The organism is Pseudonocardia sp. (assembly GCF_050246655.1).
Lineage (GTDB): Bacteria > Actinomycetota > Actinomycetes > Mycobacteriales > Pseudonocardiaceae > Pseudonocardia.
Genome location: NZ_JBFWVQ010000138.1, coordinates 1 through 13,277, shown reverse-complemented (window position 1 = coordinate 13,277; position 13,277 = coordinate 1). Strand labels below are relative to the sequence as shown.

Here is a 13,277-nt window from a genome sequence, read left to right as displayed (position 1 = left end):
TGTGTCGTGTCCCTTCGTGAGAACCCTTAGCCAGGTCTCACTGACCGTCACACGGTGGCCGCCTCCGTCATGGTCGCCACACCGAACACGGCGAACCCCGAACTCCACCAGCTCACGGGACGCAACCGCGGAACTCGCGGGTCAGGTGTCGGAGGCCGCCAGGTCGGCGTGCCGCTGGCGCAGGTCCCGCTTGAGGATCTTGCCGCTCGGGTTCTTCGGCAGCGCGTCCGCGAACACCACGTACTTGGGTCGCTTGTAGCCCGCGAGCCTGCCCCTGGCGTGCGCCATGACGTCCTCGACGGTGATCCCCGCCCCCTCCTTCGGCACGATCACCGCGGTGACTGCCTCGATCCAGGTGGGGTGGCCGATGCCGAACACGGCGACCTCGGCCACCCCGTCCAGCTCGTAGATCGCCTCCTCGACCTCGCGGCTGGCGACGTTCTCCCCGCCTGTCTTGATCATGTCCTTCTTGCGGTCGACGACAGCGAGGTAGCCGTCCTCGGTCATGACCCCGAGGTCGCCGGAGTGAAACCAGCCGCCCGCGAACGCTGCGGCGGTCTTCTCCTCGTCGTTGTAGTAGCCGAGCGCGGCGTGCGGGCTGCGGTGCACGATCTCGCCGACCTCGCCGGGCGGCACCGGGTTGTCCTCGTCGTCGACGAGCATCGTCTCGACGTTGAGTGACGCCTTCCCGGCGCTGCCCGCGTGCTCCAGCTGCTCCTCCGGGCGCAGGATCGTCGCGAGCGGCGCCATCTCGGTCTGGCCGTAGAAGTTCCAGAGCCGGACGCCGGGCAGCCGCTGCTGGAGCTCGCGGAGCACCTCCACCGGCATCGGCGAGGCCCCGTAGTAACCCTTGCGCAGGCTCGACAGGTCCGTGGAGTCGAAGTCCGGGTGGCGCAGCAGCGAGATCCACACCGTGGGCGGGCAGAACAGCTTCGTGACCTTCTCGCGCTCGATCGTCGCGAGGAGGTCGGCAGGCGCGGGTGCCGGGAGGATGATGCTGGTCGCGCCGAGGTAGACGTCGACGCCGAAGAAGCAGTCCAGCTGCGCGCAGTGGTACATCGGCAGCGAGTGCGCCTCGACGTCGTCGCGCTCCATCCCACCGTCGATCACGCAGCTCACGTACTGCGCGATCAGCGACCGCGAGGGCAGCATGACCCCCTTGGGTCGCGACTCGGTGCCCGAGGTGTACATCAGCCGCAGCGGGTCGTCGTCGGCGATCGCGACGTCCGGGGCGGTCGCGTCACCCCGGCTCCACCACGACTCGACGGGCTCCCAGCCCGCCGACGGGTTCGTGCCGATCCACCCGCGCACCGAGATCATGCCGGCGTCGGCCATCGCCTTCTCGGCCGTGTCGGCGAGCGCGGACTCGGCGAGCATCCCCTTCGCCCCGGAGTGCGTGAGGATGAACGTGATCTCGCCCGCGTTGAGCATGAAGTTGATCGGCACCAGGACGATGCCCGCCTTGGCCGCCGCGAACGCGAGGACGGCGAACTCCCAGCAGTTGTGCGACAGGATCGCGAGCCGGTCGCCCTTGGTGAGACCGCGCGCGATCAGCGCGTTCGCCATCCGGTTCACGGCGACGTCGAACTCGGCGAACGTGGCCCGGTGCTCGCCCGCGACCACGGCGAGCTTGTCCGGGTAGCGCTGCGCGGTCCGGTGCAGGAGATCGCCGACGCTGTGCTGGCGGGCGCGCGCGATCGCGGCCTCGGTCTGCGAGGTGAAGGGCATGCCCGGATTGTGCCCCAGGCCACTCACTGATCGCGAGATCCGGTCACTACTGACCGTCGCGGCGGTACGGGAGGCTCACCCGGGAGCACGTACCCTGAGCCGCATGTCGGCGTCGCTGCTCACCCGCGCCCCCGCGCTGGTGCGCCGCCACGGCACCCCGGTGCACGTGCAGATCGAGCAGTGGCTCGTGGGCGAGATCGCCTGCGGTGATCTCGCCACCGGCGATCGGCTGCCCGGCGAGCGGGAGCTCGCGAAGGCGCTGCGGGTCAGCCGGATGACGCTGCGCCAGGCCCTGGACGGGTTGGCCCGCCGCGGGGTCATCGTCCGTACCCCCGGCCGGGCGGGCGGGGCCTTCGTCGCGGAGCCGAAGATCGACTGCGACCTCACCGGGCTGGCCGGGTTCACCGAGCAGATGCGCCGCGCGCACCGCACGGCCGGGGCCCGGGTGGTCGAGGCCAGCACCGTCGCCGCCGGGGAGGACGTCGCAGCCGGGTTGGACGTGGCCACGGGGTCACAGGTGCACGAGGTCGTCCGGGTGCGCTCCGCGGACGGCACCGCGCTCGCCGTCGAGCGTTCCTGGTTCCCCGTCGGGCAGGTGCCGGACCTGCTGGAGCGGCCGCTCACCGGCTCGCTCTACGAGCTGCTCGCCGCCGAGTTCGGGCTCGCGCCGCACACGGCCGTCGAGTACCTGGAACCGGTCACCGCGGACGCGGAGGACGCCGGCCTGCTGGAGGTGCAGCCCGGCGCGGCACTCATGCAGGTGGAGCGCGTCGCGCGCACCGTCGTCGGGGTTCCGGTGGAGTACGCGCGGGACCGCTACCGCGCCGACCGGGTCCGGCTCATGATCCGGACCGGGGTGGACGCCGGGATCGGGGAGGTGTCCGCCATCCCGGCGCTGCGCGCCGACATCCGCACCGGCCGATGAGTCCGACCGTTCCCCGGAGTCTGCATCAGCATCGACTCCGAGGAGGCCGTGAATGACCGTCGTCGACACCGGCACCGCCCGCATCGCCTACGACCGGGAGGGCGCCGGGCCACCCGTGATCCTGGTCGGCGGCGCAGGCCAGCTCCGGGCGGCCGATCCGGCCACCCGCACACTCACCACCCTGCTCGCTGCGCGCGGGTTCGACGTCGTGCACCACGACCGGCCCGGCCGCGGCGACTCCGGCGGCGAGCCCCCGTTCACGCTGGCGGGCGAGGTCGCCGCCATCCGCACCCTCGTGGACGTCGTCGGTGGCCGGGCGGCGCTCTACGGCAGCTCGTCCGGGGGTGCGATCGCGCTCGCGGCCGCCGCGGAGATCCCCGGCGTCACCCGGCTCGTGCTGTGGGAGGTCCCGCTCGGCGAGGAGCTCGGGACGGACGGCGCGGCGTTCCTCGCCGAGATCCGGGCCGTGGTCGCCACCGGCGACCGGGAGGCGATGCTGCGCACCTTCATGGCGGACATGCCGCCGGAGTGGTTCGACGGCATGCGCCGCGGGCCGCAGTGGCCGCTGTTCGAGCGGATGGCGCCCACCGTCGAGGCGGACGCCGAGGCCCTGGCCTGGACGCAGTCGGCGCCGCACGCGCAGCTGTGGGGAGCGATCACGGCGCCCACCGTGGTGCTCGTCGGGTCCAGCGCGTTCCCGTTCTTCCACGACGCCGCGGACGCGATCGTCGCCGCCCTGCCGGACGCGCGGCGGGCGGAGGTGCCCGGCGCGGACCACGGGTGGGAGCCCGAGGCGATGGCGGAGGTGCTCGCGACCCACCTGGGGGGCTGACCCGCGCCGCAACGAGCGGCGCGTTCGTCCCACTCAGCTGGACGAACGGGCCGCTCGTAGCGACGGACGTGCCGGTCAGGCCCGGATCCGCTCCCCCTTCGGGTCGTACGGTGCCCCGCGGACCACCTCGGCGCCGACGTCTTCGCCGTCGATCCCGACGACCACGCGCGTGCCGGGACCCGCGGCGACCGGCAGGTAGGCGTAGGCGATCGAGCGTTGCACGGTGTAGCCGTAGCCGCCGGAGGTCACCTGCCCCACGGTCGTGCCGTCCAGCCGCACGGGCTCACCGCCGAGCGCGACGGCCCGCGGATCGTCGACCAGGAGGCACCGCAGCCGGCGCGTCACCCCCGCCGCCCGGGCGGCGGCCAGCGCCGTGCGCCCGGTGAACTCCCCGGCCGACCCGTCGAGCGCGCGCACCGCGAACCCGAGACCTGCCTCGTCAGGGGTGGTCTCGGGCCCGATGTCGGAGCCCCACGCGCGGTAGCCCTTCTCCAGGCGCAGGCTCTCGATCGCCCGGTAGCCGCAGGGCAGCAGCCCGTGCGGCGCCCCCGCCTCGACGAGCGCGTGCCACAGCGCCGCCCCGTACTCCGTGGGGCAGTACAGCTCCCAGCCCAGCTCCCCCACGTACGTGACGCGCAGCGCCCGCACCGGTACGTCGCCGACGGTCGTCTCGCACATCGACGGGTAGGGGAACGCGTCGTTGTCGAGCGCCTGCGGCGTGAGCGGCGCGAGGACCTCCCGGGAACGCGGGCCCCACAGCCCGATGCACGCCCAGCCGCTCGTGACGTCGCCGAGGTGCACCGACGCGTCGGACCTGCGCGCCTGGCGCCGCAGCCACTCCAGGTCGTGGCCCCCGAACGCCGTGCCCGTGACGACGAGGAACGCGTCGGTCGCCAGCCGGGTGACGGTCACGTCCATCTCGATGCCGCCGCGGTCGTCGAGCGCCTGGGTATAGGTGACACTGCCGACGGGGCGGTCCACGTGCCCGGCGAACACGTCGCTCACGAACGCCGCAGCGTCCGGGCCGGTGATCTCGATCTTCGCGAACGACGTCTCGTCGAACAGGCCGACGGCCTCCCGCGTGGCCCGATGCTCCGGCTCGACGCACGGCGACCACGTCCGGCCCGCCCAGCCGCGCGGGCGCAGCTCCCCGGACCCGGCCACCGCGTAGTGGTCGACGCGCTCCCAGCCCGCCTTCTCGCCGAACACCGCGCCGTGCGCGGCGTGCCACGGGTACACCGGCGACGTCCGCAGCGGACGCCCCGTGCGCCGCCCCTCGCCCGGGTAGCGGATGTCGTAGTAGCTCTCGTAGTTCTCCACCGTGCGGGCGAGCGTGTAGCCCGGGGAGCGGTAGTGGCGGGCGAAGCGGCGCACGTCCATGTGCCAGAGGTCCAGGCCCGGATCGCCGTCGAGGATCCAGGCGGCCGTCACCATGCCGATGCCGCCCGCGCCCGCGATGCCGTGCGCGCAGAACCCGGCGGCGACGAAGAACCCGCCGACCTCGGTCTCCCCCAGGCAGAACTCGTTGTCCGGGGTGAAGCCCTCCGGGCCGTTGATCACCGACTGGACGCCGACGTCGCCCAGCGCGGGCACCCGGATCTGCGCGTTCTCCGCGATCTCGGTGAACCGCGGCCAGTCCTCGGGCAGCAGCTTGCCGTTGAAGTCCGGCGGGACGGCGTCGTAGGAGCGGGCGGTGGCGGTCCAGGGCGCCGACTCGCGCTCGTAGCCGCCCATCACCAGGCCACGGACCTCCTGGCGGTAGTAGACGAGCAGGTCCGGGTCGCGCAGCGACGGCAGCGCTGCGCCGGGCTCCAGGAACGGCGCCGTGACGACGTACTGGTGCGACATCGGCACCACCGGCACGCGGACGTCGACCATGCGGGCGATCTCGGCGGCGTACATCCCGCCGCAGTCCACGACGATCTCGCACTCGACGTCGCCGCGGTCCGTCCGCACCCCGCAGACGCGCCGCCCGTGGCGGGTGGCCAGGGTGTCGATCCCGAGCACCCGGGTGCGCTGCGCGATGCGTGCGCCGCCCGCCCGGGCCAGCGCCGCGAGCGCCTGGCACAGCCGCGCGGGGTCGACGTGCCCGTCCGTCGGGGTGTAGGCCGCGCCGAGCACGCCGTCGGTGCTCATGAGGGGGAAGAGCTCCTTCGCCTCGGCGGCGGAGACCAGCTCCAGCGGCAGGCCCGACCGTTGCGCCCACCCGGCCTGGCGGCGGATCTCCTCCAGCCGCGCAGGCGACGACGCGAGCCGCAGCGAGCCCGACTCCACCCAGCCCGCGGCATGCTCGGACTTCTCCAACCGCCGGTACAGCTCGACGGACGCCACGTTCATCCGGGTGAGTGCGGGGTCGGCGCGCAGCTGCCCCACCAGGCCGGCCGAGTGGAACGTCGAACCGCTCGTCAGCTCGGCCCTCTCGAGGAGCAGGACGTCGCGCTCGCCACGTTCGGTGAGGTGGAATGCGACACTCGCACCACCCACACCGCCGCCGATCACCACGATCCGGGCACGCGGGGGCAGCTCCACCGTCACGCGGCGAGACTACGGTCTAGACCGTTCGATTCGCGAGACCTACCCTGCACCGATGGAGACCGCCGCGGCGACGCTCGACGTCGACGCGTTGCTGGACTCCATCCCCTGCACCACGGGCCGCCCCCGCCGCGTCGAGGAACTGCCGGGCGGCCTGACCAACCACAACCTCAAGGTGACCACCCCGGACGGCGTCGTCGTCGTGCGCATCCCGGCCGAGGGCCGCGCAGCGGAGCGGGCCGGCGGCTCGCTGCTCGGCATCGACCGCGACGCCGAGCACGCCAACACCGTCGCCGCGCACGAGGCGGGCGTCGGACCGCCGGTGCTGCACTACCGCACGGGCGAGGGCCTCGTCGTCGGGTTCCTGCCCGGCCGCACGCTCACCGACGCCGACCTGCACGACCCGGCCGTCCTGGCCAGGGTCGCCGCGGCCTGCCGGCGGCTGCACGCCGGGCCGCGCTTCACCGGCGACTTCGACATGTTCGCCACCCAGGCCCGCTACCGGCGCATCGTCGCCGAGCACGGCTTCCGCCTCCCCCCGCGCTACGACGACTTCGCGCCGCAGGTGGCGGCGATCCACGCCGCGCTGCCGGTGCACCCGACCGTCCCGTGCCACAACGACCTGCTCGCCGGGAACCTGCTCGACGACGGCGAGACCGTGCGGATCATCGACTACGAGTACTCGGGCAACAACGACCCCTGCTTCGAGCTCGGCAACATCTGGAGCGAGGCGGCGCTGCCGCTGCCCCTGCTCGACGTGCTCGTCACCGCCTACCACGGGCGCCCGCGACCGGCGCTGGTCGCACGCGCCCGGTTGCACGCACTGCTCGCGAAGTACGGCTGGACCCTCTGGGCCTCGATCCAGGACGGGTCCTCGCCGATCGACTTCGACTTCTGGTCGTGGGGGATGGAGAAGTACGACCGCGCCATCGCGGAGTTCGACGGGCCCGACTTCGAGCGCCTGCTCGACACGGCCCGGCAGGAGGACTGACCGGCAGGACCGAGCACCGAAGGGGCAACCGATGGGCACACCGGAAACAGGACGGCACCGCACCTCGGCCGACACGCAGCACGACGCCGACGCCGCGCTGCTGCACAAGATGGGTTACGCCCAGGTGCTGTTCCGCGAGATGGGCGGGTTCTCCAACTTCGCGATCTCGTTCACGATCATCTCGATCCTGGCCGGCTGCCTGACGTCCTACTTCATCGCGTTCAACAACGGCGGCCCGGTGGCGGTCACCTGGGGCTGGCTGTTGGTCGGTGTGTTCTGCGTACTGGTGGCGATGGCGATGGGCGAGATCGCCTCGTCGATGCCCACCGCGGGTGCGCTCTACTACTGGGCGTCCAAGCTGGGCAGCCCGGTGTGGGGCTGGTTCACGGGCTGGTTCAACCTGGTCGGGCAGATCGCGGTGACCGCGGCCATCGACTACGGAGCGGCGCTGTTCACCACCGCGCTGCTCGACCTGTGGTTCGGGATCGGCACCGAGACCGGCACCGTGTTCATCGTCTACACCGCGATCATCGCGCTGCACCTGGTGCTCAACCTGCTCAACGTCAACGTCCTCGCGGGGCTCAACTCGTTCTCCGCGTGGTGGCACATGGTCGGTGTCGTGGTCGTGGTCGGCGTGCTGGTCGTGGTGCCCGAGAACCACCAGTCGGCGTCGTTCGTCTTCGGCGAGACGATCAACAACTCCGGCTTCTCCGACGGCCTCTACTGGTTCGTCTTCGGTATCGGGCTGCTGATGGCGCAGTACACGATCACCGGCTTCGACGCGTCGGCGCACATGAGCGAGGAGACGCGGGCCGCGTCGCGCTCCGCCGCCATCGGCATGGTGATGTCGGTCGTCGTGTCCGTGATCTTCGGCTTCGTCCTGCTCGTCGCCGTCACGTTCGCGGTCCCCGACGTCCAGGGCACGCTGGACGCCGTCGGCAACGCCGTCGTCTACATCTGGACGGAGTCGCTCGGCGAGACGTGGGCGGAGTTCCTGCTGTTCATCGCGGTGGTGGCCCAGCTGTTCTGCGGGACGGCGTCGGTGACCTCGGCGTCGCGGATGATGTTCGCGTTCTCCCGTGACGGCGCGGTGCCCGGGTCGCGGCTGTGGCGCAAGGTCTCCCGCCAGCGGGTGCCGGTCAACGCCGTGATCGCGATCTGCGTGCTGTCGTGGGCGCTCATGCTCCCGACGCTGGCCAACGGGGTGATCGGCTACCTGGTCGGCACCTCGATCGCCGTCATCGGGCTCTACATCGCGTTCGCGCTGCCGATCGTCCTGCGGATCCGTGCGGGCGAGCGCTTCGAGCGGGGCGCGTGGAGCCTCGGCAGGCACTACAAGTGGATCTCCCCCGTGGCGGTGATCTGGATCGGGCTGGTCTGCGTCCTTTTCCTCATGCCGGTGTCGCCGAACGGCATCCCGGGGGCTGCCGAATTCGACTGGAACGTGGTGAACTACGCCCCGCTGACGGTGGGCGGCGCGCTGATCCTCTTCGGCGGCTGGTACCTGATCAGCGCCCGCAAGTGGTTCGTCGGTCCGGTCCGCGAGGCCGGGTCGGAGGAGGAGCTGGCCTCGATCGAGCAGCAGCTCGACGCGGAGGCCAAGCAGTGAGGGGAGGCCGGTGATCCATCGCCGGGAGGGCATGCTCACCCTCGGGGAGCTGCGCGGGCACGTCGACACGGGAATGATCGACACGGTGCTGGTCGCGTTCACCGACATGCAGGGCCGGCTGCAGGGCAAGCGGTGCGCGGGGCGGTACTTCCTCGACGAGGTCGTGCGCCCCGGCACCGGGCCGGGCGTGGAGGCGTGCAACTACCTGCTGGCCGTGGACGTCGACATGAACACCGTGGACGGCTACGCGATGTCGTCGTGGGACCGCGGGTACGGCGACATGGTGCTCCGGCCGGACCTGCGGACGCTGCGCCGCGTCCCCTGGCACGAGGCGACGGCGCTGGTGCTCTGCGACGCCGCCTGGGACGACGGGTCGCCGGTCGTCGCCTCGCCCCGCCAGGTCCTGCGCGCCCAGCTGGACCGGCTGGCCGAGCGGGGGCTCGTCGCGGACGTCGGCACGGAGCTCGAGTTCATGCTGTTCGCGGACTCCTACGCCGAGGCGTGGGACAAGGCCTACCACGGGCTGCGCCCCGCGAACCTCTACAACGTCGACTACTCCCTCATGGGCACCGGCCGCGTCGAGCCCCTGCTGCGGCGTATCCGCAGCGGCATGGCGGGGGCGGGGATGGTCGTGGAGAGCGCGAAGGGCGAGTGCAACCTCGGCCAGCACGAGATCGCCTTCCGCTATGCGGACGCCCTCACCACGTGCGACAACCACGCGATCTACAAGACCGGCGCCAAGGAGATCGCCGACCAGGCCGGGATGGCGCTGACGTTCATGGCCAAGTACGACGAGCGTGAGGGCAACTCCTGCCACATCCACGTCTCGCTACGCCGCCAGGACGGGGCACCGGCGTTCCCCGGCGAGGGCGAGTACGGGTTCTCCCCGTTGTTCGCGCAGTTCGTGGCGGGCCAGCTGGCGTGCCTGCGGGAGCTGACGTACCTGTTCGCCCCGAACGTCAACTCCTACAAGCGGTTCGCGGACGGCTCCTTCGCCCCGACGGCGGTGGCGTGGGGGGTCGACAACCGCACCTGCGCGCTGCGCGTGGTGGGGCACGGGCGGTCGCTGCGCGTGGAGAACCGCGTGCCCGGCGGCGACGTCAACCCCTACCTCGCGGTGGCGGCCTTGATCGCGTCCGGGCTGCACGGCATCGACCGGGAGCTGGAGCTGGGGGCGGCGTGCACCGGCAACGCCTACCGCTCCGACGCCCCGCGGGTGCCCGCGACGCTGCGGGAGGCCGCGGACCTGTTCACGGCCTCGGAGATCGCGCGCGAGGCGTTCGGGAAGGAGGTCGTCGAGCACTACGGCAACGCCGCCCGGATCGAGCTCGCGGCCTTCGACGCCGCGGTGACGGACTGGGAGCGGCGGCGTGGGTTCGAACGGCTCTAGGCCCGCCGGAGCCGTCCTCGTCGGGCTCACCAGCTACGGCGAGCGGGCCCGGTTCGGGGTGTGGGACGTCGAGGCCGCGCTGCTGCCGCGCACGTACGTCGACATGGTCGTGGCGGCGGGCGGCTCGCCGCTGCTGCTGCCGCCGGTCGCGGCCGCCGCTGCCGCGGTCGACGCGCTGGACGCGCTGGTCGTGACGGGCGGGCCGGACGTCTCGCCGTCGCTCTACGGTGCCGCGCGTCATCCACGGACCGGACCGCCGCGCGAGGAGCGCGACGCCGCCGAGACGGCGGTGGTGCGGCGCGCGCTGGACCGCGGCATTCCGGTGCTCGGGGTGTGCCGGGGGCTCCAGGTGCTCAACGTGGCGCTCGGCGGGACGCTGCAGCAGCACGTGCCGGACGCCGTCGGGCACACCGGCCACAACCCGACGCCGGGCGTCTTCGGCTGGACGGACGTGGTGCCGTCGCCGGGGTCCCGCGTCGCCGGGGCGCTCGGCGGCCCGGTGCGGGTGCGCTGCCACCACCACCAGGCGGTGGACCGGCTCGCGGACGGCCTGGTGGTGACTGCCCGGGCGGCGGACGGCCTCGTCGAGGCGGTGGAGCTCGGGGGGTCCGCGTTCGTCGTCGGGGTGCAGTGGCACCCGGAGGAGGACGCGGCCGACCACCGGCTTTTCGCGGCGCTGGTCGCCGCGGGGTCACCGTCGAGAACGACATTACGCTGATCAAGAAGCCCGATTTCTCTGCACAACGTCGTTCTCGACGGTCAAGGGGGCTGGGCGCGTGAGGGGGCAGGGATGACGCAGCGGTTCACCGGCCGCACGGCCGTGATCACCGGTGGGGGCAGCGGCATCGGGTTGGCCACCGTGCGTCGCCTGGCGTCCGAGGGCGCCCGCGTCGTCGTCGCGGACGTGGACGACGCGGCAGGGGACGCCGCGGCGAAGGAGGCGGGCGGGCTGTTCGTCCGCACCGACGTGACGAGCGAGGACGACGTCGCGCACCTGTTCGAGGCGGCGCTCGACGCCTACGGCACCGTGGACGTCTCCTTCCACAACGCCGGCATCTCCCCACCCGAGGACGACTCGATCCTCACGACCGGCCTGGACGCCTGGCGGCGGGTGCAGGAGGTCAACCTCACCTCGGTGTACCTGTGCTGCCGCGCCGTCCTGCCGATCATGCAGCGGCAGGGCAGCGGGGCCGTCGTCAACACCGCGTCCTTCGTGGCGGTGATGGGTGCGGCGACCTCCCAGATCAGCTACACGGCGTCCAAGGGCGGGGTGCTCGCCATGACCCGCGAGCTGGGCGTGCAGTTCGCCCGCGAGGGCATCCGCGTGAACGCCCTGTGCCCCGGCCCCGTCGACACCCCGCTGCTGCGGGAGCTCTTCGCCGCCGATCCCGAGCGGGCGCAGCGCCGCCTCGTGCACGTCCCGATGGGCCGGTTCGCCCGTCCGGAGGAGATCGCGTCCGCCGTCGCGTTCCTGGCCAGCGACGACGCCTCGTTCGTCACCGCGTCGACGTTCCTGGTCGACGGGGGGATCTCCGGCGCGTACGTCACCCCCCTCTGACCAGCTCGGCATCGAGATCGACAGTGCTGGCTCAGGGCCGGGCTTAGCCCGCCCGCCTGCCGGTTGTGGCCAGCGGGACCGGTCTGCGGGGCGGTTCCGGCAGCAGGCCGAGCTGCATCGCCCGCCGCACCGCGGAGACGCGATCGGACACGTCCAGCTTCGCGTATGCCCGCTCCAGGTGCTTGTGGACCGTCCGCACGCTGATCGCTAGGCGGCGGGCCGTGGCGGCAGCCGTCATGCCCTGCGCGACGAGGGTGATCACCGCCACCTCACGCGGGGTGAGCACCGTCTCATACGCCGCGACGAGCGTGGCGCCGGCACACTGCTGCGAGAGCACCTCGATCTGGCGTGCGACGCAGACGAGCAGCCGCTGGATGTAGCCCGCCAGCTGTAGCTCGTCGGCGCGGTACGCGCCGTCGCGTCCGATCACGAACGCTTCGTGATCCGTGCGCCCGACGTGCAGCGGCAGGGCCATCTGCTCGTCCACCCCGTGGTCCGAGCACAGGTCCTGCCAGCCGCGGCTCCGCCACTGCTCGGCGAACCCCGGCGGCACGTCGGCGAGCTGGGTGACGTGGACCAACTCGGTGTGCCGGTAGTACAGCAGGATCGGGTAGCACCCCTCCGGGTCGTCGTCCGGCCAGTCCGCACGAGCGGGGCCCTCCGGCACGAGCGGCGGCTGCGGCCACACCTGCCGCCGATTCCGCGACACTGGGCCGGTTCTGCTGTAGAAGCAGACCCCGCCGGCGAAGTCGGCAGCCAGCTCCCGCCCCACCGTGTGTACCGGAAACTGCGTTGGCGGCCGTGTAAGCAGTTCTCCCGCGAGCGCCAACCAACGGCGTTCGACGCACGTGTGCATGGTCATCAACTTGTCTCCCCCCGAAGACCGCTTTCGAATATAGCGGAACTCACCGGTCGTCGACATGTGAGTCGCCGGTGGTGCGGTCCCGGGATCCCACCGGACCGTTCTCCATGGCCAACCCGGCTCTTCAGACTTGAGCGTGGTACGTCGCTGTATGACACGATCTCATGCCTGAGCCTGGAAACGGGCCTGGAGCTGCATGATCCGTAATGCTGAGGATACGAAGAGGAGCGGCCCCAGGGGGAACGGAGCGTAGTGTGACGGCGGCGATGTTGAGATTGCCGGTTTGGCCGTGTCGGATCACGATGGGGAGGTCGAGCAGGCGATCGAGACGACGGCGGATCTGATGGGCTGACCGGAGTGCTGCCCGGACCCGTTGTGCCCCCTCCGAACCTGGACCGGGGAGACCAGCGACGGGATCGCGCCGCGGGCCTCGTTGACCTCGCGAGCGCACACAGAGATCTGCCGCCGCGCCGGCGAGGACGGGCACGAGGTCGCGGCGGTGGCCCGGGACGTCGGGATCAGCTGGCCCGCCGCGATGGGCTCAGCGCATGAGCACGGCACCCCGCGTGTCGACGACCCGGCCCGGCCGGCCGGAGTCGGCGCGCTCGGCGTGGACGAGACGGCGTTGACCGCGGCCACCGCGACCCCGGCGACGTCATTCGTGACCGGCATGGTGGACCTGACCCGCCGAGCGGGCGCTGCGGCGCGACTGCTCAACGTCATCGACCTGACTTGGCTCACGAGTTGACCTTCATGAAGATCGAAGGTCTCTGACCTGCTGGTTCGGTCGCCCGCAGTGGTCGGAAGTGTGCACTAATCTCGGCTCGTAGGCTCCGGTAGTGGCCTATGT

The 13,277-nt window shown here is 72.1% G+C and carries 11 protein-coding genes; 8 read left to right on the top strand and 3 right to left on the bottom strand.

Going from position 1 to position 13,277, the window contains the following annotated elements; translation table 11 throughout:
• Nucleotides 1-141: 141 nt before the first annotated feature.
• Nucleotides 142-1,728 (bottom strand): acyl-CoA synthetase, encoded by a 1,587-nt coding sequence (locus tag AB7J25_RS27150; protein ID WP_428513570.1) that lies wholly within the window; start codon nt 1,726-1,728, stop codon nt 142-144.
• A gap of 103 nt (nt 1,729-1,831) precedes the next feature.
• On the opposite strand from AB7J25_RS27150, the gene AB7J25_RS27145 reads away from it, so the two are divergent.
• Nucleotides 1,832-2,653, top strand: a complete 822-nt coding sequence (locus AB7J25_RS27145; RefSeq protein WP_428513568.1) for a GntR family transcriptional regulator — start codon at nt 1,832-1,834, stop codon at nt 2,651-2,653.
• A 52-nt stretch (nt 2,654-2,705) separates the two neighbouring features.
• Entirely contained in the window at nt 2,706-3,485 is a 780-nt protein-coding gene (locus tag AB7J25_RS27140) for an alpha/beta fold hydrolase (protein WP_428513566.1), read from the top strand.
• A 75-nt stretch (nt 3,486-3,560) separates the two neighbouring features.
• Here AB7J25_RS27140 and AB7J25_RS27135 read toward each other — a convergent pair whose 3' ends face one another.
• On the bottom strand, nt 3,561-6,020 hold the full coding sequence (locus AB7J25_RS27135) for a GcvT family protein (protein ID WP_428513564.1): 2,460 nt from the start codon (nt 6,018-6,020) through the stop codon (nt 3,561-3,563).
• Between the two features lie 52 nt (nt 6,021-6,072).
• Here AB7J25_RS27135 and AB7J25_RS27130 point away from each other — a divergent pair, with 52 nt between their 5' ends.
• The 5 genes from AB7J25_RS27130 to AB7J25_RS27110 all read left to right on the top strand — a co-directional run bounded on the left by AB7J25_RS27130 (nt 6,073) and on the right by AB7J25_RS27110 (nt 11,565).
• A complete protein-coding gene (locus AB7J25_RS27130; RefSeq protein ID WP_428513562.1) occupies nt 6,073-7,008 on the top strand; it encodes a phosphotransferase in 936 nt (311 codons plus the stop codon).
• A gap of 31 nt (nt 7,009-7,039) precedes the next feature.
• On the top strand, nt 7,040-8,617 hold the full coding sequence (locus AB7J25_RS27125; RefSeq protein WP_428513560.1) for an amino acid permease: 1,578 nt from the start codon (nt 7,040-7,042) through the stop codon (nt 8,615-8,617).
• Nucleotides 8,618-8,648: 31 nt separating this feature from the next.
• On the top strand, nt 8,649-10,007 hold the full coding sequence (locus AB7J25_RS27120) for a glutamine synthetase family protein (RefSeq protein WP_428513572.1): 1,359 nt from the start codon (nt 8,649-8,651) through the stop codon (nt 10,005-10,007).
• Nucleotides 9,988-10,725 (top strand): gamma-glutamyl-gamma-aminobutyrate hydrolase family protein, encoded by a 738-nt coding sequence (locus AB7J25_RS27115; protein ID WP_428513558.1) that lies wholly within the window; start codon nt 9,988-9,990, stop codon nt 10,723-10,725. Before AB7J25_RS27120 ends, AB7J25_RS27115 begins: the two co-directional genes overlap by 20 nt.
• A gap of 72 nt (nt 10,726-10,797) precedes the next feature.
• Nucleotides 10,798-11,565, top strand: a complete 768-nt coding sequence (locus AB7J25_RS27110; RefSeq protein ID WP_428513556.1) for a 3-oxoacyl-ACP reductase — start codon at nt 10,798-10,800, stop codon at nt 11,563-11,565.
• Between the two features lie 43 nt (nt 11,566-11,608).
• On the opposite strand, the gene AB7J25_RS27105 is transcribed toward AB7J25_RS27110, so the two are convergent.
• On the bottom strand, nt 11,609-12,232 hold the full coding sequence (locus tag AB7J25_RS27105) for a response regulator transcription factor (protein ID WP_428513554.1): 624 nt from the start codon (nt 12,230-12,232) through the stop codon (nt 11,609-11,611).
• Between the two features lie 694 nt (nt 12,233-12,926).
• On the opposite strand from AB7J25_RS27105, the gene AB7J25_RS27100 reads away from it, so the two are divergent.
• The gene (locus AB7J25_RS27100) at nt 12,927-13,175 is read left to right on the top strand and encodes a hypothetical protein (protein ID WP_428513552.1); all 249 of its coding nucleotides are present in this window, start codon (nt 12,927-12,929) and stop codon (nt 13,173-13,175) included.
• The last annotated feature ends 102 nt before the right edge of the window (nt 13,176-13,277 follow it).